Origin of the sequence: Mesorhizobium sp. M0227, from assembly GCF_040321855.1 — a bacterium.
In the GTDB taxonomy this organism is placed as follows: domain Bacteria; phylum Pseudomonadota; class Alphaproteobacteria; order Rhizobiales; family Rhizobiaceae; genus Mesorhizobium.
Genome location: NZ_JAMYSJ010000004.1, coordinates 71,938 through 92,534, shown reverse-complemented (window position 1 = coordinate 92,534; position 20,597 = coordinate 71,938). Strand labels below are relative to the sequence as shown.

General features: G+C 63.4%; 14 protein-coding genes. 5 read left to right on the top strand and 9 right to left on the bottom strand.

Features of this window, described 5'->3' with window-relative positions; all coding sequences use genetic code 11:
- The first annotated feature begins 128 nt into the window (after positions 1–128).
- Together NKJ00_RS07845 and mmsB are read left to right on the top strand one after the other, a co-directional pair.
- Positions 129–1,295, top strand: a complete 1,167-nt coding sequence (locus NKJ00_RS07845; protein ID WP_352629355.1) for an isobutyryl-CoA dehydrogenase — start codon at positions 129–131, stop codon at positions 1,293–1,295.
- A gap of 24 nt (positions 1,296–1,319) precedes the next feature.
- Positions 1,320–2,204: a 3-hydroxyisobutyrate dehydrogenase gene (mmsB, locus tag NKJ00_RS07840; protein ID WP_352609570.1), complete on the top strand. Its 885-nt coding sequence runs from the start codon at positions 1,320–1,322 to the stop codon at positions 2,202–2,204.
- Positions 2,205–2,534: 330 nt separating this feature from the next.
- On the opposite strand, the gene NKJ00_RS07835 is transcribed toward mmsB, so the two are convergent.
- From NKJ00_RS07835 to NKJ00_RS07805, 7 genes are all read right to left on the bottom strand, one after another.
- On the bottom strand, positions 2,535–4,973 hold the full coding sequence (locus tag NKJ00_RS07835) for a GcvT family protein (RefSeq protein WP_352629354.1): 2,439 nt from the start codon (positions 4,971–4,973) through the stop codon (positions 2,535–2,537).
- A gap of 194 nt (positions 4,974–5,167) precedes the next feature.
- Complete coding sequence (locus NKJ00_RS07830) at positions 5,168–5,812, bottom strand: cytochrome c oxidase assembly factor Coa1 family protein (RefSeq protein WP_023812283.1); 645 nt, start codon at positions 5,810–5,812, stop codon at positions 5,168–5,170.
- 81 nt (positions 5,813–5,893) lie between these two features.
- Positions 5,894–6,259 (bottom strand): hypothetical protein, encoded by a 366-nt coding sequence (locus tag NKJ00_RS07825; RefSeq protein WP_023812284.1) that lies wholly within the window; start codon positions 6,257–6,259, stop codon positions 5,894–5,896.
- Between the two features lie 143 nt (positions 6,260–6,402).
- A complete protein-coding gene (locus tag NKJ00_RS07820; RefSeq protein ID WP_128303967.1) occupies positions 6,403–7,782 on the bottom strand; it encodes an aspartate aminotransferase family protein in 1,380 nt (459 codons plus the stop codon).
- A 256-nt stretch (positions 7,783–8,038) separates the two neighbouring features.
- Complete coding sequence (locus tag NKJ00_RS07815) at positions 8,039–10,111, bottom strand: prolyl oligopeptidase family serine peptidase (RefSeq protein ID WP_352629352.1); 2,073 nt, start codon at positions 10,109–10,111, stop codon at positions 8,039–8,041.
- Positions 10,112–10,179: 68 nt separating this feature from the next.
- On the bottom strand, positions 10,180–11,319 hold the full coding sequence (locus NKJ00_RS07810; RefSeq protein ID WP_502895797.1) for an MFS transporter: 1,140 nt from the start codon (positions 11,317–11,319) through the stop codon (positions 10,180–10,182).
- Between the two features lie 196 nt (positions 11,320–11,515).
- Complete coding sequence (locus tag NKJ00_RS07805) at positions 11,516–12,691, bottom strand: MFS transporter (RefSeq protein ID WP_352609560.1); 1,176 nt, start codon at positions 12,689–12,691, stop codon at positions 11,516–11,518.
- A 252-nt stretch (positions 12,692–12,943) separates the two neighbouring features.
- Between NKJ00_RS07805 and NKJ00_RS07800 the strand changes: the two genes are divergently transcribed.
- The 3 genes from NKJ00_RS07800 to NKJ00_RS07790 all read left to right on the top strand — a co-directional run bounded on the left by NKJ00_RS07800 (position 12,944) and on the right by NKJ00_RS07790 (position 18,627).
- Positions 12,944–14,521, top strand: a complete 1,578-nt coding sequence (locus NKJ00_RS07800; protein WP_352629350.1) for a trimethylamine methyltransferase family protein — start codon at positions 12,944–12,946, stop codon at positions 14,519–14,521.
- Between the two features lie 170 nt (positions 14,522–14,691).
- On the top strand, positions 14,692–17,262 hold the full coding sequence (locus NKJ00_RS07795) for a GcvT family protein (RefSeq protein ID WP_352609555.1): 2,571 nt from the start codon (positions 14,692–14,694) through the stop codon (positions 17,260–17,262).
- A 9-nt stretch (positions 17,263–17,271) separates the two neighbouring features.
- Positions 17,272–18,627 (top strand): M24 family metallopeptidase, encoded by a 1,356-nt coding sequence (locus NKJ00_RS07790; protein ID WP_352609553.1) that lies wholly within the window; start codon positions 17,272–17,274, stop codon positions 18,625–18,627.
- Here the strand turns inward: NKJ00_RS07790 and NKJ00_RS07785 are convergent.
- Positions 18,592–19,419, bottom strand: coding sequence for a phosphate/phosphite/phosphonate ABC transporter substrate-binding protein (locus tag NKJ00_RS07785; RefSeq protein WP_352609551.1), 828 nt, complete (start codon positions 19,417–19,419; stop codon positions 18,592–18,594). The genes NKJ00_RS07790 and NKJ00_RS07785 overlap by 36 nt on opposite strands.
- Positions 19,420–19,510: 91 nt before the next feature.
- Positions 19,511–20,521 carry a fatty acid desaturase gene (locus tag NKJ00_RS07780; RefSeq protein ID WP_352609549.1) on the bottom strand — a complete coding sequence of 337 codons (1,011 nt, stop codon included), beginning with the start codon at positions 20,519–20,521 and terminating at the stop codon, positions 19,511–19,513.
- Positions 20,522–20,597: the final 76 nt, after the last annotated feature.

Genomic DNA, 20,597 nt, shown 5'->3' with positions numbered 1-20,597 from the left:
GGACATGCATTGGTGCACAACCGCTCCGCGAAGGGTCGGGTTGCGCGGCGGCATCATTGGTCTAGATTGGTGCCCGCGCAAAGCCAAAAACGACAGGCCAACAGGTCGAAGATATCAGGGAGCACGCCATGGACGCCGCGGTCGATGCGAGCACCAGCCAGTTCGAACTCAATGAGGAGCAGCGCGCCATCCAGGAGATGGCGCAGGCCTTCGCCGCCGACCGCGTCGCGCCGAACGCACTCGACTGGGACCGCCGGAAACACTTTCCCGCCGATGTGATCCGCGAGACCGGCCCGCTCGGGCTCGGCGGTATCTATATCAGGGACGATGTCGGTGGTTCCGCGCTCGGCCGGCTCGATGCCGTACTGATCTTCGAGGCGCTTGCGCACGCCGATCCGGCCTTCTCGTCCTTCATCTCGATCCACAACATGGTGGCCTCGATGATCGACCGTTTCGGCAATGACGAGCAGCGCCAGCGCTTCCTGCCCAAGCTCACGTCGATGGAATGGCTGGCGAGCTACTGCTTGACCGAGCCCGGCTCCGGCTCCGATGCCGCGGCGCTCAAGACCCGTGCGGTCAGGAGCGGCGACGACTATGTCCTCAACGGCACCAAGCAGTTCATCTCCGGCGCTGGCGACAGCGATGTCTACGCCGTCATGGTGCGCACCGGTGCCGAGGGGCCGAAAGGCATTTCCACCATCATCGTGCCGAAAGACGCGCCAGGCCTCTCCTTCGGCGCCAACGAGCACAAGATGGGCTGGCACATGCAGTCGACCCGCCAGGTGATTTTCGAGGATTGCAAGGTGCCGGCGGAAAACCTTTTGTCCGGCGAAGGCGCGGGCTTCGGCATCGCCATGGCCGGGCTCGACGGCGGCCGGCTGAACATATCAGCCTGTTCGCTGGGCGGCGCGCAGTCGGCGCTCGACAAGGCGCTTTCCTACACCGCCGAGCGCAAGGCCTTCGGCTCGAAGATCAACCAGTTCCAGGCGCTGCAGTTCAGACTGGCCGACATGGAGACCGAGCTGCAGGCGGCGCGTATTTTCCTTTATGCCGCCGCCTCGAAGCTCGACAGCAAGGCGCCGGATGCCGGCAAATGGTCGGCGATGGCCAAGCGCTTCGTCACCGATACCGGCTTCAACGTCGCCAACGACGCACTGCAGCTGCTCGGCGGCTATGGCTACCTGCATGACTACGGCATCGAGAAGCTGGTGCGGGACCTGCGGGTACACCAGATCCTGGAAGGCACGAACGAGATCATGCGCGTCATCATCGCGCGGGCGCTGATTGGTCGCTGACGTTACAAAATCGGGAGAGAGACAATGACGACGATCGCCTTCATCGGCCTCGGCAACATGGGCAATCCAATGGCCGCCAATCTGGTCAAGGCCGGGCACCAAGTGCATGGCTTCGACTTGATGCCCGAGAATTTGACCGTCGCGCGCGAGCATGGCGTCGTCATCATGGCCAACGGGCCGGCTGCGGTGAAGGATGCCGACGTGGTGATCACCATGCTGCCTGCCGGCAAGCATGTGCTGTCAGTCTATGAAGACATCGCGCCCAAGGCGAAAAAGGGGGCGCTGTTCATCGATTCCTCCACCATCGATGTGGAGTCGGCGCGCAAGGTGCACGCCATAGCCGCCAAACACGGCCTGCTATCCATCGATGCGCCCGTCTCAGGCGGCACCGGCGGTGCCGCAGCCGGCACGCTGACCTTCATGGCCGGAGGCTCCGATGACGCCTTTGCAACCGCGGAGCCGATCCTGAAGCCGATGGCCGGCCGCATCGTCCATTGCGGCGGCGACGGCGCCGGCCAGGCGGCAAAGATCTGCAACAACATGATCCTCGGCATTTCGATGATCGGTGTCGCCGAAGCCTTCGTGCTGGCGGAAAAGCTCGGCCTGTCACACCAGGCGCTGTTCGACGTCGCCTCAACCTCGTCGGGGCAATGCTGGTCCTTGACCACCTATTGCCCGGTGCCCGGCCCGGTGCCGACTTCGCCCGCAAACAGGGACTACAACCCAGGATTTGCAGCAGCACTGATGCTGAAAGACCTGAAATTGTCCCAGGAAGCCGCGCAAAGTGCGGGTGCTGTAACGCCGCTTGGTGCCGAAGCAGCCCAGCTCTATGCCTTGTTCAACGCCCAGGGACATGGCGGCGTCGATTTCTCCGGCATAATTAATTTTCTCAGGGGTAACCCAGCGTAACCCTTGGATTTGGCGGGTTTTTCCGGTTTCCTTCGGTGGAAAAAATGCAAATTTAGATTTGCTTAAGCTCTCGATAACTCCGCGGTAACGATGTCCCTATAAAACGGACTGCGAGGCGGACATATCTCATCCGCCCGGCGCTCCGGATCAGGTCTCGCGTACCGGAGCCCGTAAGTTTCGACAAGTGCCATAAGTTTCGCAAAGTGTTTGCGTAGCGAAGCGCCATGCGTATCTGGCAAAGCCGCGTTCCTGATGGAGCGCGGTTTTTGCGTTTTGCCCTGCAGCACGTTTTGAGACATCGATAACCCGGAAACTGTACTCCGGGATGCCTCACATGCGCCCGCGGGCGCCTTCCGGATCATAGGGCGAGTCCGCGATCACCTTGGCCGCGCGGCGCTCGCCGAGGATGGACACCTCGAGCTCGATACCGGGCGACACAAGTTCCAGGGGCAACAGCGCAAGTGCGATGTCGTGACCGAAAGTGTAGGAGTAGCCCGCAGAGGTGATGTGGCCAACGAGCTCGCCTTCGCGGTAGACGCCCTCGAAGGCGAACGCGCTCGCACCGTCCGTATCGATCGACAGCGTGGCGATCCGGCGTGCCGCCCCCTGCTTCTGTTTTGCGACCAGTGCCGCGCGGCCGATGAAGTCCCCTTTGTCGAGGCTCATGAATCGGTCGAGGCCGCTCTCCCAGGCCGACAGTTCGAGATTCATGTCGCGATACATGGCGCGGTAGGATTTATCGAGACGAAGCGATTCCAGCGCTTGAAGTCCGACCAGCCTCAGTCCGTGCGCCTCCCCCGAGGCCAGGAGCGCATCCAGCAAATGCCGCTGATAGCAGAGCGGATGATAGAGCTCCCATCCCAATTCGCCCGAATAGTTGACGCGCAGCAGTCGCACGTCGCTGGCCATGCCGACAGTGCCGGACTGCACGCTGAACCAGGGGAAGGCCTCGTTGGAGAGATCTATTTCCGTCAGCGGCTGCAATATGTCGCGCGCCTTCGGCCCAACCACCGTGAAGCTGCCGCGATCCTCCGTGACGTTGCGCAGATGCACGCTGCCGTCCTTCGGCAACAGCCGGCGGAGATCGTCAAGGTTACAGCGCTCTGCGCGCGGCGTCGATATGAGATAGAACAGGTCGCTCTGCAGCCGCGCCACCACATACTCGGCCCGCACGCCGCCGGCCGGCGTCAGGTGATGGGCAAGAGCGACGCGACCGGGACGCGGCAGTCTGTTGGCCAGGATTCCGTCGAGCCAGTCCCTTGCGCCCGGTCCGCTGACCTCGAACTTGGTCATTGGTGTCATCTCGACCAGGCCAGCGGTCTGGCGGACAGCCTGGACCTCCGCGGCGACGTGGTTCCCTTTGGGGGTCCAGCGCCAGCTGTAGACGTTGCGCGCTTCGACACCGGCAGGCGCAAACCAGCTCGGCATCTCCCAGCCGTTCAACACATCCCACACCGCGCCGAGCTGGCTTAGACGGTCATAGGAAGGGGCCGTTTTCTGCGGTCGTGCCGCCGGCATGTCCTGGCCTGGATAGTGCTGTGCGGCGTGGGTGCCCCAGGCTTCCCGGACCTTTGCCCGGGTCCAGTTCTTGTTGGCATATTGGCCGAACCGACGGGGATCCAGCTCCGCCGTGTCGATGCTGTTGCCACCCTCCACGATCCGTTCGGAGAGGTAGTAGCCAATCGCACCGCCCCAAAGGATGCCCCCCGGCACCCCTTCGGCGAGCCAGACATTCTCCAGGCCCCACGCCTGCCCCATCAGCGGCAGTTCATCGGCCGTCATCTGGAAAGGCCCTCGCACATTCCGCTTGATGCCGGCGCGGCCTAGTGCGGGGACCAGTTCGGTCGCGCGCTCCCAGTTCCAGGAAACGGCGTCGAAATCTTCATCGAGCAGATCGGCGCCGAACCATTCCGGGACGCCGTTTTCGGCGAACAGCTTGAGCTGCTCGGTACGCTCATAGGGGCCGAACATCAGCCCGTCCCCCTCTTCGCGCAGATAGCCCTCGTAACCCTCGTCCCTGAGGATCGGCATCTCCGGAAGACCAAGCCGTTTGCGTTCCACCACCTCGGGAACCGACTCGGTGATCCAGTACTGATGCAGGATCGGGATCGCGGGAATGTCCAGGCCCAGCATGGCGCCTGTCTGGCGTGCGTAATTGCCGGTCGCAAGGATGACATGTTCGCAAACGATGTCACCGCGCGAGGTCTTGACCCTCCACTCGCCGCTCGGCATCCGCTCGAAACCCACGACCTCGGTATCAAGATGGATCTTCGCGCCGAGGTCGCGTGCACCCTTGGCCATGGCCTGGGTGACATCGGCGGGTGCAATGTGGCCGTCATCGGGATGGTAGAGGGCGCCCAGCATGCTGTTGTTGTCGAGCAGCGGCCAGATCTCTCGCGCCTCCGCGGGCGATACGATCCGGGCCCGCACACCCTGGACCTCGGCAACGTCCATGTAGCTTCTGTACTCGTCCAGCCTGTCGCGCGTGTTGGCAATGCGCAGCTGGCCGCATTTGTGCCAGCCGACGTTCTGGCCCGTCTCCGCCTCCAGCCCCTCATAGATTTCGATCGACCTGGCGATCATGCGGCCGACATTGCGGCTGCGCGCGTAAGAGGGGATGAGCCCCGCGGCATGCCATGTCGACCCGGCCGTAAGCTGCGTTTGCTCCAACAATGCCACATCGGTCCAGCCGCGCTTTGCCAGGCCGTAGAGAATGCCGGCACCCACACAGCCGCCACCGACCACGACCGCACGAAAGGAACTCACCATATGCGCGTGCCCTTGTATGAAATTGCCACCGGCCCACATGAACGCATGCGCATACTGTCAGACAGCATCCGGCTTTTCAGCATATTTCCTTGTCTGGAACGCAGCAGTGGTGACCCGATTGTTGGGCCACAAAGCCGACCGAACTGTCAGCCTTCGCGCCCGTGTTTAGGCTGCTTTTTTTGCGTTTTGCCCAGCTATATTCCGATTGCAGCATTCGGGATCGGGACATGATCTTCGTTGATCAGCACGATCGGCGCATTGGTTCCCTCGACCCTGACGACCAGCAGGCGCAAGCTCCATGTGCCGGCTGTCCGGACAGCGGTCGAATAGGCCGTGCCCTTGCCCTTGGCGCCGTGGACCGGAATGCCGAACTGGGCGTCGCCGGCCCCATTTGCATTGACGTTGAGATGGCCGCCGACCCAGAAACTGTCGGTCAAATCATCACCCAACGCCGCCTTGACGCGGTCGTCGGCGCGAAGCCTGTCCATCGTCATGTGATAGGCATCGCTGCCTTTCAGGACGTAGGGAATGCTGCCCACCATCGTCGCGCAGCCGCCAATCCCGACAACCCAGACGGCAAGGCCGGCGATTGCCCAGTTGCGCTGCGTCTTGCGAAACTGTTCCGCGTCACGCCAGGCGCGGTTCTGCCAAGCCCAGCGGCTGCCGCGCGCGCCCAGGACGATGATCATGATGATGTTGACGACAGGGATCAGCGCCAGCAACGCGATGAAAGTGCTGTTGCCGATGCCCCAGATCCAGTTGAGGAAGAAGGCGCCCCAGTTCCAGCGGTCGAGTTCGGCTGGAATTTCAGCCGGCTGGTTGAGCGGTTGTCCGGCCATCGTGTCCCCCATCGGTGACGTACTGACTGATTCTAGCGCATGCGCCCGTCAATGCGCAAAATCAAAGTTCTGCAACTTCTGTCAGGTCTTGTTGGACAGCCGGCGAAAATTCGCTTTCACGGCACGGCTGGCCGGCTTCAGCGCGGCGCTGATCGAGCGCTCCGCCGCGACCCCGTTGAACAGCGACGGCGTGCGGCCGGAAAAGATTTCCGGCCAGAACCGCGATGCCGATTGCAGGAAGGACATTTGCGCCGCAAACACGCCTTCGGCCATAGCGGCGGTCTTCTCGTTTACCGCACGCGCGGTCTCCGTGCTCCATGGCTGGCTGCTCCCGCCATCCATGGTCATCAACGGCAGCCGCATCATCGCCACCAGCGGCGCCAGCATCAGGTCGCCGCCGATGCTGGCCGCTTCTTGCGTCCGTCGGCTCTTGCCGGTCTTTCTCATGGAAACAAAACCCCTTGTCGCGGCCGAATCAGCCGCAGCCCCACACACTACGCGCTTGTGGTGGAATTCGTTCGCTCCCCGCGTCAGCATGGCCTCAAGGCTGGGCGCTCCCGCCGAGGAGCGCCCAGCCGAGGGGTCGAGTTCTACCGCTTGCGCAGATCGGCTTGCGCCAGATCCAGCGCCTTCGAGATGCGATCGCAGGCCATATCGATCGTATCGCGGGTCCAGATCAGCGGCGGCGACAGGATCATCGTGTCGCCGGTAGCGCGCAGCATCATGCCGTGCGCGATGGCATGATCGCGCACGGTCACCGCCGCACTTCCAGCCGGCAGGAACCGCTCCTTGGTCGCCTTGTCCTTGACGATCTCGATCGCGCCCATCAGTCCGATCGAACGCACCTCGCCGACCAGATCATGTCCGGCAATGCGCTCCTGCAACGCCTTGGCGAAATAAGGACCGGTGTCGTTCCTGACGCGGTCGACCAGCCCTTCGCGCTCGATGATCTCGAGGTTCTTCAGCGCCACGGCGCAGGCCACCGGGTGGCCGGAATAGGTGTAGCCATGGTTGAACTCGCCGCCCTTCTCGACCAGCGTCGAGGCGATGCGGTCGCCAACCAGCAATGCCGACAGCGGTTGATAGCCCGAGGTCAGAGCCTTGGCGGTGGTGATCGTGTCGGGCTCGATGCCGAGCGTCTGGGCGGCGAACCATTCGCCGGTGCGGCCATAACCGGTGATGACTTCGTCCAGCATCAACAGGACATCGTATTTGCGGCAGATGCGCTGCACTTCCGGCCAGTAGCTTGCCGGCGGTATCTTCACGCCGCCCGCCCCCATGACCGGCTCGCCGATAAACGCGGCAACCTTGTCGGCGCCGGCTTCGAGGATCGCCTCCTCGACAGCCCCGGCCGCGCGCAGGCCGAAATCATGATCGCTCTCGCCAGGCAGCGCCAGTTCATAGGCGTAGGGCATCATCACATGGACGATGTTGGGCACCGCACCGTTGAGCTGCTTGTGCATACCATCCATGCCACCGAGCGAGGTGCCGGCAACGGTCGAGCCGTGATAGGCCATCTTGCGCGAGATGATGCGGTTCTTCTCCGGCTGGCCTTCCAGCACCCAATAGTGGCGCACGAGGCGCAGGGCCGTGTCGTTGGCCTCCGAGCCCGACGAGCCATAGAACACCTGGTTGACGTGCTTCGGCGCGATCTCCGCCAGCTTCTTGGACAGCAGCACTGGCGTCGGCGTCGAGCATTTGAAGAAGGAGTTGTAATAAGGCAGTTCCTTCATCTGGGCATAGGCGGCGTCGGCCAGTTCGTCACGGCCATAGCCGATGTTGACGCACCACAGCCCGGCCATGCCGTCGAGGATTTCAGCCCCTTCGGAATCGTAGATGAAAGGGCCGTTGGCATGGGTGATGATGCGCGACCCGGCCCCGCGCATTTCCTTGTGGTCGGTGAACGGATGCAAATGATGCGCGGCGTCGATCTGCTGAAGCTGCTTCAGCGAATAATTCTGATAGGTCATGTCTGATCTTTCCTCTGGATTCTATCCGGCAAGCCGGGGCGAATGCTTCAGAGGCAGAGAGGTGGCGAATAGCCGATGCGGGCGCACAGCCGCAAAAGCTCGGCGCGCAGCGTACGCGGTGACGGCGTCACCGCGACCCGCAATGCGCGAGCCTCAAATGCGTCAATCAACATCCTGACGAGAGCCATGGAAGCCATCTTAGAGCAAAGGCTGGTCGAGGAGAACCACCCTTTGCTTGGCCCATAACGGAATGAGTCTAGGCCTTGGCTGTCAGCGCCCTCTGCAGGAAGACATATTTCATCGCCGTCTGCGCCGCCTGCGGCCGGCGGTCGCCACGCCCGCCATGGCCGCCCTCGGTCTCCTCGAAGAACAGCGTCCTGGCATGGCCGGCTTCCTGCAGGCGGGCGGCCATCTTGCGCGCATGGCCGGGATGGACCCGATCGTCAGCGGTCGATGTGGTCAGCAGCACCGGCGGATAGGCGGCAGCGGCGTCGACATGCTGGTAGGGCGAGTAGGCTGAAAGCCACTTCGCGTCTTCGGGTTTCGACGGATCGCCGTATTCGGCCATCCACGAGGCGCCGGGCGGCAATTCGGCGTAACGCAGCATGTCGAGCAGCGGCACCTCGATAATGACGGCGCCGAAAAGCTCGGGATGCTGCGTCAAGGAAACGCCGGTCAGCAAGCCGCCATTCGAACCACCCTGGATGCCGAGTGAGCTTGCTGTCGCGATGCCGCGCTTGACGACGTCCTGCGCGACCGCTGCGAAATCATCGAATCCGTTTTGGCGATTGCCCTTGAGCGCCGCTTGATGCCAGGCCGGGCCGAACTCGCCGCCGCCACGGATGCAGGCCTGCACATAGGCATTGCCCTTTTCCAGCCATAGCCTGCCGCGCACGCCGGCATAGCCGGGCAGCAGCGGCACTTCGAAACCGCCATAGCCGTAAAGCAGCGTCGGCACCGGCCCCTTCTGATCGCGCCGCCTGACGACGAAATAAGGGATCATCGTGCCGTCCTTGGAGCGCGCCTCGAACTGTTCCGAGATCAGCGGCGAGGCATCGAAACGCGCCGGCTGCGACTTCACGGTTTCTAGCGTCTCGCCATTGTCGTCAGACCAGATGACCGAACTCGGCGTCAGGAAATCGGTGAAGGAGAAGGACACGCTCGAGCCGAACTGCTCGGCATGGCTGATGCCGACATTGCCATTTTCGGGCAGCGCCACCGGTTTCAGCGACCAGTTGCCATCCTTGCGCTCGCAGACGACGACCTTGCCGCGCACATTGTCCATCAGGCTGATGAACAGCCGGTCCCGCGTGCGGGCAACGCCGGCTATGGAAACGCGATATGCCGGCTCGAACAAGGTTTCGACAGGCCCGAGCGCGCCGATCTTGACCCAGTGCGCGAGATCCAGCGAATAGAGGCCGTCGGGCTTGCAAACCGTGCCGTCGGGCGCCGTCCATGGACTGCGCACGCCGAACACGAGCTGATCCCTGAATATTGCCGTATCGGTCCTGTCGTCCGGCAGAGGCAGCTGTTTGTTTTCGCCGGAAGGCAGCCGCAGGAAGATGTGCGAAGCGAAGAAATTCAGCGTCCGGGCCAGGATCAGATAGCGTCTGTCGCCGTCGTACTCGACAGCGGCACCAACGGCGAGATCCTCTTTCTGCGCCTCGAAGATCGGCGTCGCGTCTTCCAGCTTGGTACCGCGCTTCCACAGCTTTATGACTCGCGGATAGCCGGACTCGGTCTTGTCGGCCTCGTCGAAAGCGGCCGAAACAATCACGGTGTCCTTGTCCAGCCAGCTGAAGCCCGACTTGGAAGCGGGTGCACGAAACCCACCCTCGACAAACGACTTGGTCGCGATGTCGAATTCGCGCATCTCGCTGGCGTCGCCGCCATCCGGCGACATACTCACCAGGCAACGGTTGAAGTCCGGATAGAGTCGGCTTGCGCCGCCAAAAACCCATTTTACCCCCTCCTTCGCCGCAAGCTGGTCGAAGTCGATGATCGTTTCCCAGTCGGGCTTCTCGGTCTTGTAGGAAGCGACGGTCGTGCGGCGCCAGAGGCCGAGCACATTGGTCTTGTCCTGCCAGAAATTGTAGACATGGCCGGCAATGGCGGCGCCGACCGCGATGTTGTCCTCGGCCGTCATCAGGTCGAGCGCGGTCTGGAACGACGCCTGATAGGACGGATCGCCCTGCAATTCGCCAACTGTGACCTCGTTCTGGCGATGTACCCAGTCCAATGACTGTTTGGCTGTCCTGTCCTCCAGCCAGAGGAAGGGATCGTCGGTCGAGGGGGTGGAATTCGGCGTCTGGGTGGCAGGCTTGGTCATGAGGTCTCCGATAAACGCGTTGCTTTGAAAAAGCCAACGCCGATAGGCCGTATCGATATTCACTATGTTCAGCGCACGATTGAGGCTTTCCGCCCACCAGCGAGGCTAGCAATAGCCAGCGCCAGGCACAGCAGCCCAAGCGTGATCGGCAGCCCGCCGGCACCCAGAATATCCATGGCGCCGCCCGCCAGCGGCGGCACGGCGATACCGCCGACGCCCCACATCAAGGAAAAGGCCGCATTACCGGCAACCAGTGCGGAGCCCGTGAAGCGTTCGCCGAGCTCGATGATCGACATCGTGTAGATGCCGTAGGAAACCGCACCCCAGATAAAGATCATCGGCCAGATCAGCGGCGACTCGATGAGAAGCGGGAGGAGGACGCAGCCGAGCACCGTGATCGCGACGCAGGCGAGCCGCACCAGGCGCGCGGAAAGCCTTTCCGCCAGCAGGCCTAGCGGCACCTGCATGGCGATATTGCCGGCAATCATCACCGACAGCAGCGCCGACATGCGGATCTCGGTAATGCCGTGATGGGTGCCATAGACAGGCAGCAACGCCAGCGCGCCCTGTTCGAAACCGGCGGCGACTATGACGGCAAACAAAAGCAGCCACGCCAGCGGCACGAAACCCAGGACGGAAACTTGATGCCCGGCCTCGTCGACCTTGGGCAAGCGCGGCAGCACCAAGCCCAGGCAGATGCCGCACAGCACGAAGGCGGAGATGCCGACGAGGAAGGGCGGCCAGCCCTCGGTGCCGACTGCAAGCAGGCATAGCGGCCCGGCCGCGAAACCGGCCGAGATGATCGTCGAATAGACACCCATGACGCGCCCTCGCCGCGCCGGCGGCGCCAGCGCGATGACCCAGATCTCGCTCAGCACATAGAGCGGGTTGGTCACCACGCCGATCAGGAAGCGTAGCGGAAACCACAAATAGACATTTTGCGTCCAGCCGATCAGCGCCAGCACGACAGCCGAAAGGGCCGCACAGGTAAGCGCCGTGCGCCCTGCCCCGAACCGCCGCGCCAGCGCCGGGATCAATGGCGACGACAGGATGAAACCAATCGGCGTCATGGCCGCCGACAAGCCGATCATCGCTGGCGAAACGCCCTGGCGCTGCAGGATGAAGCTCAACAGCGGGTAGGACAGCCCCTGCGCGATGGCGAACACCGAGACGGTCGCGATCACACCGGTGATCGCTGCCCATTGCATCGTCTCGTCCTTGTTCGATTCAACCAAATTCACGTGCGCACCGCTATCGAGGCTGCAGGATTAGCGATTGAGCAACGTGGTGGTAAGCCCCTGGCAGGCGAAAACGGCTTTCTCCGGACAATGCCTGTCAGGAGGTTGGGCCTGGTCAGGAGGTTGGGCCTGTCAGGAGGTTGGGCCTGTCAGGAGGTTGGGCTCGTCAGGAAGCTCGGCGCACGGACGACCGATACAGCGCGAACATCACCAGCACCGCGTCGAGGCCGGCGATCACGACCGGCAGCCCGAGCGGGCCGATGCCTTGCATGAGCAGGCCGGCACCGGGTGGGCCGACGATGCCACCGACGCCCCACATCAGTGCAAAGGCAGCGTTGCCGGCGACCAGCACAGAGCCCTTGAACCGGCTGCCGAGTTCGACCAATGCCATGGTGTAGACGCCGTAACCGACCGCGCCCATCACCAGCAGCACGACCCAGATCAACGGCGTTGTGATCAGCAGAGGCAGCAAAAGCGCGCAAACGGTTGTTGCCAGCGCGCAGACGATGATCATGGCGCGTGCGCCAAAACGCTCCGCCAGAAGACCGAGTGGTATCTGCAGCAGGATGTTTCCGAGGGAAAGCGCCATCACCAGCGAGGCCAGAACGGCTTCGGCCAGGCCGTAGCTGGCGCCGAAGACCGGGACCAGCGCATAGGTGCTCTGCTGGACCGCCGCCGAGACAAGCACGGCAAGCAGCAGCGCCGGCGCCATCCTGGCAAAGCCGACGAGGCCGCTGGCAGGCTGGCCGTCATCCTCGAAACCGGTGAGCTTAGACGAGACCGCGTGCAGGATCACCGCGCAGAGCGCGAAACCGGCGACGCCGACCATGAAGGGCGCCCAGCCCGACGTACCGAGCAGGGTCAGCGCGAATGGTCCGGCGGCGTAACCGGCGCCCATCAGCGTGTTGAACACGCCCATCACCCTGCCGCGCCGCGATGGCGGCGCCAGCGACAGTGCCCACACCTCGCCGAGAATGTAGAGCGGGTTGATGACGACGCCGATGATAAAGCGGATGACGAACCAAGCCACCCAGTCCTGCAGATAGCCGATGCCCAGGAAGCAGAGCGCGCCGATCAGCGAGCAGCCGACCGCCAGGTTGCGCCCACCGACCAGCCGCACCGCGGCCGGCACGAAGGAAGCCGAAAGGATCAGCCCGAGCGGCATCATCGCCGCCGACAAGCCGATCAGCGCCGGCGACATGCCCTGTTTCTGCATCAGCAGCGTGAACAGCGGCGAGCTCAACCCCTGCGCAGCGCCGAACATGGCAAGTGCCGCGGTGACGCCGGCAAGCGCTGCCCATTGCGTTCCTGCTTCGCCTTCGCTCGAGCCGGTCGCGACCATGCTGCCATCCAAATGAACTGCTGGCCATCCGGCCGGCAAGCCGAGTAGCTATCGGTTCGATCCCGGGAAAGGAAGGGCCGGCCGCCGAAATCCGCTTAAGCCAACGAGGCGGCGGGATCAGGCCGATGTCGTGGCCGCGCAACTGCCGTTCCGGCATGTCGCTTCCCTCGCCCTAGTGGTCGCCGCCTCCGCAATGGCTGGGCAGCCGCCGGTCCATTATGCCGCCCGCTATCGCATCCTACGAGGACCATCATGACCGCCGCCCTACAACCCTTGGAACCGGCATTGGCCACTGACCGCGCCCGTCGCGGGGGCCGCGCCGGAAAGCGCGCCGGCGGCTCGGCCGCGTTCGAGCAGCCGGCTTTTCGCCAGCTGAAGAACCCGCTGGCGCCAACCAGGCTGGTCTCCGACGACGAGCTGGAATCGATCCACCTCGCTTCCCTGCGCGTGCTGCGGGAAATCGGCGTCGACGTGCTGCATGACGACGCCCGCAGCATCATGAAGGCGCATGGCGCCGATGTGCGCGACGGCAGCGAACGGGTGCGCTTCGACAGCGACATGATCCTGGAACTGGTGTCGCACTGCCCGTCGGAGTTCACCATCCATGCCCGCAATCCCGCTCACAATGTGCGCTTTGGCGGCAACAATGTGATCATCTCGATGATGGCGTCGGCGCCCAATTGCTCCGACATCGATCGCGGCCGCCGGCCCGGCAACCAGCAGGACTACCGCAACTTCCTCAAGCTTGCGCAGATGCACAACATCCTGAACTGCACGGGCGGCTACCCGGTCGAGCCGACCGATATCCATCCGTCCGTCCGCCACCTCGAATGTATCCGCGATCTCAGCGTGCTGACCGACAAGGTGTTCCACATCTATTCGCTCGGCAAGGAGCGCAATGTCGACGGCATCGAGATCGCCAGGATCGCGCGCGGCATCAGCCACGAGCAGATGCTGGAAGAGCCGTCCGTCTTCACCATCATCAACACCAATTCGCCGCTCAAGCTCGATGTGCCGATGATGGAAGGCATCATCCAGATGTCGAGCAAGGGCCAGGTCGTCGTCGTCACGCCGTTCACCCTGTCGGGGGCCATGGCGCCTGTCACCATCGCCGGCGCACTGGTGCAGCAGAACGCCGAGGCGCTTGCCGGCATCGCCTTCGCCCAGATGGTGCGCAAGGGCGCGCCCGTCGGCTATGGCGGCTTCACCTCCAATGTCGACATGAAGTCCGGTTCGCCGGCGTTCGGCACGCCGGAATACATGAAGGCGCAGCTTGTCGGCGGCCAGCTTGCCCGCCGCTACAACATCCCCTACCGCACCTCCAACACTTGCGCCGCCAACACGGTCGACGCGCAGGCGGCTTATGAAAGCGTGTTCTCGCTGTGGGGCGCCATCCAGGGCGGCGGCAATCTGATGATGCATGCCGCCGGCTGGCTCGAGGGCGGCCTGCGCTGCTCCTACGAGAAGACCATTCTGGACATCGACCTGCTGCAGATGGTCGCCGAATTCCTGACCCCTCTCGATCTTTCCGAAGAGGCACTCGGCTTCGACGCCATCCAGTCGGTCGGTCCTGGCGGCCATTTCTTCGGCACCCAGCACACGCAGGACCGCTACAAGACCGCCTTCTACTCGCCGATCCTCTCCGACTGGCGCAATTACGAGACCTGGGCGGAAGCCGGCTCGCCGACGGCGCTCGAAAAGGCCAACAAGGTCTGGAAGGAGCGGCTGGCGTCCTATGAGGAGCCTTACATGGACCCGGCCATCCGCGAGGAACTCAAAGCCTTCGTCGCCAAGCGGCGGTCCGAAGGCGGCGCGCCGACCGATTTTTGATCGGCCGTGTTGTTGATGAACAGTCGACCCCCACTCCGTCGAGCTGCGCTCGACACCTCTCCTCCAATCGACGGCGGAGAGGGAAGGCGCGAGCTTATGCCGGCTGGCGCCCTTCCTCTCCCCCCGGAGGGGTCATCCGATTCAATCTCTTCAAAAACGGACTTATCTAGATGAAATCTCACGTAAAAGCGGTTGTCATCGGCGGCGGCGTCGTCGGCTGCTCGGTTCTCTACCATCTGGCCAAGGCCGGCTGGACCGACATCATGCTGATCGAGCGCTCGGAGCTCACCTCCGGCTCGTCCTGGCATGCGGCGGGAGGCTTCCACACGCTGAACGGCGACCCCAACGTCGCCAAGCTGCAGGCCTATACGGTGCAGCTCTACAAGGAGATCGAGGAGATATCCGGCCAGTCCTGCTCGCTGCACCTGACCGGCGGCGTGATGATGGCTGATACGCCAGAGCGCATGGATTTCCTGCGGCTGGCCCACGCCAAGGGCCGCTATCTCGGCATGGACACAGAGCTGATCACCCCGTCCGAAGCCAAGGCGATGTTTCCGCTGATGGACGAGACCAATTTCGTCGGCGCCATGTGGGATCCGGTGGAAGGCCATCTCGATCCGTCGGGCACCACCATCGCCTACTCCAAGGCGGCAAAAAAACTCGGCGCCGAGATCGTGCTGCGCAACCGCGTTGTGGAACTGACACAGGAGGTCGACGGCACCTGGAACGTCGTCACCGAACAGGGCACGGTGAAGGCCGAGCATGTCGTCAACTGCGGCGGCCTGTGGGCGCGCGAGATCGGCCGCATGGTCGGCGTCGAGCTGCCGGTTCTGGCCATGGAGCACATGTATCTCTTGACCGAGCCGATGCCGGAGGTCGAGGAGTTCAACAAGTCGACCGGCCGCGAAATGATCGGCGTGCTCGACTTCAAGGGCGAGATCTACACCCGCCAGGAGCGCAACGGCATCCTGCTCGGCACCTATGAGAAGGCCTGCAAGCCGTGGTCGCCGGTCAACACGCCGTGGGATTTCGGCCATGAATTGCTGCCGCCCGACCTCGACCGCATCGCGCCGTCGCTGGAAATCGGCTTCAAGCATTTCCCCGGCATCGAGAAGGCCGGCATCAAGCAGATCATCAACGGCCCCTTCACCTTCGCGCTCGACGGCAACCCGCTGGTCGGCCCGGTGCAGGGCCTGACCAATTTCTGGTGCGCCTGCGCCGTGATGGCCGGCTTCAGCCAGGGCGGCGGCGTCGGCTTGGCGCTGTCGAACTGGATGGTCCATGGCGATCCCGGCTTCGACGTCTGGGGCATGGATGTCACCCGCTTCGGCGAATGGGCCGGCCTGCGCTACACCAACGCCAAGGTGCGCGAAAACTATTCGCGCCGCTTCTCCATCCGCTTCCCCAATGAGGAACTCCCGGCGGCACGCCCGGCGCAGACGACCCCGCTCTACGACACGATGCTGGCCAACAACGCCGTCATGGGCGACAGCTGGGGACTTGAGACACCGCTCTGGTTCGCACCTGAAGGCAAGGAACCCAGGGATATCGTCTCCTTCCACCGCTCCAACGATTTTGGGCCGATCGGCGAGGAAGTGCGCGCCACGCGTGAGCGTGTCGGTGTCACCGAGATCGCCAATTTTGCCAAATACGAAGTCTCGGGACCCGCGGCCGAGGATTTCCTCAACCGGCTGATGACCAACCGCATGCCGAAGACCCGCCGCATCGTGTTGACGCCGATGCTCAACGAATTCGGCAAGCTGATCGGCGACTTCACCATCGCCAAGGCGGCAGAAGACCGCTTCATGATCTGGGGCTCGTCGGCGGCGCAGAAATACCACATGCGCTGGTTCGAGAAGCACCTGCCGAAGGACGGAACGGTGCGCATCCACCGCTTCGACCAGACCCTGGTCGGCCTGTCGATCGCCGGGCCGAAATCACGGGACTTGCTGCAGAAACTGGTCGATGTCGACGTCTCGACAAAAGCCTTCCGCTTCATGGATTTCCGCGAGATGGCGGTCGGCGGGGCGCCCTGCATGGTCAACCGCATCACCTACACCGGCGACCTCGGCTATGAAATCTGGATGGCGCCGGCCTACGAGCGCCTGGTTTACAAAGCGATCAAGGACGCCGGCGAGGAATTCGGCCTTGTCGATTTCGGCATGCGCGCGCTGCTCTCCATGCGCCTCGAAAAGAATTTTCCGACCTGGTTCCGCGAGTTGCGGCCGATCTACGGCCCGTTCGAAGGGGCGATGGACCGCTTCATCAAACTGGAGAAGAACGACTTCATCGGCCGCGAGGCTGCCGCCAAGGAACAGGTCGAGGGTCCGAAGCTGCGCCGCGTCTCCTTCATCGTCGATGCCGCCGACGCCGACGTCATGGGCGACGAACCGATCTGGGCCAAGGTCAGCAAGGACTACGGCACGGTGGAAAAGCCGCATGGCTATGGCGCGCCACGCTTCGACAAGGGCGGCAAGGAAATACGCGGCTCCAAGGCTGCCGAAGGCGCGTCCGCCGTGCGCGGCATCGTCGACGGCGACTGGCGCGTGGTTGGCTGGGTCACGTCGGGCGGCTATGCGCATTATGTGCGGAAGTCGATGGCGCAAGGCTATGTGCCGGCGGCTCTTGCCGAGGACGAAAGCGCGGGCCTGTTCGAGATCGAGATCCTCGGACACCGCCGGCCGGCCCGCATCAACGTCGAAGCGCCTTTCGACCCGAGCGGCGAGAAGATGCGGACCTGAGGTTCGACCATGGACAGCGCGGGGCCGAAGGGCAGCTTTGGCCGCCATCGCAAGATCATGCCGTTCGAGCCAGGCTCGATCGAGGCCCTCCGCGACGCCTCCCGCCAGAAGGCGGCTTCGCTCAACCAGCATGTGCTGGGCTATGGCGCGCAGGCCGAAGCTGAATGGGCCGCGGCAGGCATTGCCGCGCCCGATCTGCCTGCCATGCGTCAATACCGGCTGGAGCGTATCCGCGCCGAGCTAAAGCGGCGCGGCTATGCCGGCGCCCTGCTCTACGACCCCGTCAACATCCGCTACGCCACCGACTCGACCAACATGCAGCTGTGGGTGGCGCACAATCCGACGCGGCATTGCTTTGTCGCCACCGAAGGGCCGGTGGTGCTGTTCGACTATTTCTCCTGCGAGCATTTGTCCGACCATTCCGGCGTCGTCGACGAAGTGCGGCCGGCGGTATCCTGGATGTATCTTTATGGCGGCGAACTGACCGAGCAAAAGGTCCGCCGCTGGGCCGCAGGAATAGCCGATCTGGTGAAAGAGCATGGCGGCGGCAACAGCCGCATCGCCGTAGACCATATCAATCCGGAAGGCGTCGAGGAGCTGGCTCGCCTCGGCATTTCCATCGGCAATGGCGAAGCGGTGATGGAGAACGCGCGGCTGATCAAATCGCCGGACGAAATCCTCGCCATGCGCCGCGCCATCGCCGCCTGCGAGGCGGCGATGGGCGAGATGGAACAGGCGCTGAAGCCGGGGATTTCCGAAAACGAATTGTGGGCGGAACTGCACCGCGGCAACATCGCCCGCGGCGGCGAATGGATCGAGACGCGGCTGCTGACGTCAGGCCCGCGCACCAATCCGTGGTTCCAGGAATGCTCGTCACGCAAGATTGTATCAGGCGACCTCGTCGCCTTCGACACCGACCTTATCGGCCCCTACGGCTTCTGCGCCGACCTGTCGCGGACATGGCTGTGCGGCGATGCGAAGCCGACCAGCGAACAGCGCGACCTGTTCCGCATCGCTGCCGATCAGATCGGGCACAACACCGAACTGATGCAGCCAGGCATCTCTTTCCGCGACCTTGTCGAACGCTCGGCTGTGCCGCCCGGCGACTGCTTCCCGACGCGATACGGCGTGCTCTATCATGGCGTCGGCCTGGCCGACGAGTATCCGACACTACCGCATGCCAGCGACTGGACATCGGACACGCCGGACGGCGTGCTGGAACCGGGCATGGTGCTGTGCGTGGAAAGCTATATCGGCCGGCTTGGCGGGCGCGAAGGCGTCAAGATCGAGGAACAGATCCTGATCACCGAGACCGGCAACGAACAGCTCTCAACCTACCCGTTGGATGCGAGGCTGCTCGGCTAGCCCGGCAAGGGCCTCGCGCAACGCCCCAACCGTCTTTTCCGGCGTCACCGCGGCGGTGATGTAAGGCAGGCCTTTGCGCCGTCCGGTCCAGCCGACGACCGCCACCTTTTTCGCCGCCGGCTCGAAACGCTGCGCCAGCGCCCAGCTCTCGCAGTCGATCGCAGCTATATCGGCCTTGCCCTCTGCAATTGCGACGATCGAGGAACGGTGCCCACCGCTTTCGCTGCGCGAGGCAAGGAGGTCAAGGCTCTCGCCCATCGCCTCCAGGTCGCGCGTGAAACCGAGGAACCCCGACATCGAATCGAGGCTGTTGAAGGTGAAGCGCTTGCCGCGGATGCGATCGAGTGGGATCAGCGGGCTGCCGTCATTGGGCGAGGCAACCGACGGCGCGCCATCCGCCAGCATGACGATGGCGCTGGAATAGAGCTCGCCCTGCCCGCCTTCGTAGGCGTCGTAGCTGGGCTGGGCGACCACCTGCACATGCCTGGACAGGCCGAGTTCCATCGGCCCCCAGCAGGTCTGCGCGAACAGCAGCGCCGGGTGCAGCCACAGTCTGTGAAAATCGAGTTCGTCCGGCGGCAATGTCGCTGGATCGGGTGCGATCAATGCACCGACAGCATCACGAATTCCGCCCGGCACCGGCGGCAGGTCACCATTGCGACGCGCGATGGTTTCCGGCGCGTCGATGCCCTTTTGCCGAAACGCATCGCGCAGCAGCGCCCATTGCGCGTTGACCTCGCCGCGCATTTCGGGCCAGTCATACATCGGCAACGCCGCAACCAATTCACTCATGCCGATATCAAATCATCATGTCTAGGAAAAGGATCGCAAAAACGCGGCGTCCAATCAGAATTGGCCGACACGGATTCCGGATAGACCGGAATCATTCCTTCGGCGGCTCAGCGGGAACCGGCGCACTGCCGAGCCCGCTGATGCTGCGCGCCCTGATGCGTGGCTTGAAGGCCCTGCCCGGCTCGGCTTGACGCCGCAGCACCGGGTGCACGATCGGTTCCTTCGCCTTGAAGGCATAGGCTTTGATCAGCGCGAAATAGTTCGGATAGGCATAGCCATTGTTCATCCGCAGCCATTCTTCACGGCGGTCGCGAAACAGCTTGGGCAGCTTGTACCAGGCCACGGTCGGGGTCTTGTGATGGACGAAGTGCAAATTGTTGTTGAGGAACAGGAACGACAGCGGCGAGCGCTCGACGATCACCGTGCGGCCTTCCGGATGTTCCGACCATTGATGCTCGGCAAACGTACGGATCGAGATCAGCGACTGGCCAAGCCAGACCGGCACGAGAATGTAAAGCCACAGTGGAATGCCGAAGCCGAACTGCACGATCGGCATCACGACGGCAAGGCCGATCGCGTGCAACAGCCACGCCTTGCGGATCGCCTTGTCGCCGGCGAACATCTGCTTGGCGTCGTCGATGAAGAAGCCGACGCAGGACAGCCACGGGCCGAGCACGAAGCGGCCGGCCATGGTGTTGTTGATCTTGAGCAGGAATTTCATCGTCGGCGGCAGCTCGTCATGCTGCCAGAGCGCCTGGTAATAACTCTCTGGATCGTCCAACGGGTCGGTCAGCCGCTCGTCGGCGTGGTGGCGCAGATGGATGGTCTTGAAGCGGCGGAATGGCCAGACCAGACCGATCGGCAGGAACACGAAGGCTTCGTTGACCCGTGCATTGCGTGTCGGATGCCCGTGCAGCACTTCGTGCATGATCGACGATTGCAGTGCGGCGGTCAAAGCCAGGATGGCGAGCGCCAGGACGGGGTAGGATGGCCAGAGCAGGAAACCGGTGGCGAGCCAAGTTGCGTAACAGAAAAAGGCGAGTACCACGGTCGGCCACTCGATGGCCGGTGCGCTGTGTCGCCTGATGCTCTTGCTCGTCATGCTATCGACCACTGTCCCTCAGTCGCCGGAAACCCTAATTGGCTCCTGACAGCATAGTGTCAGGAGAAATGGTTCC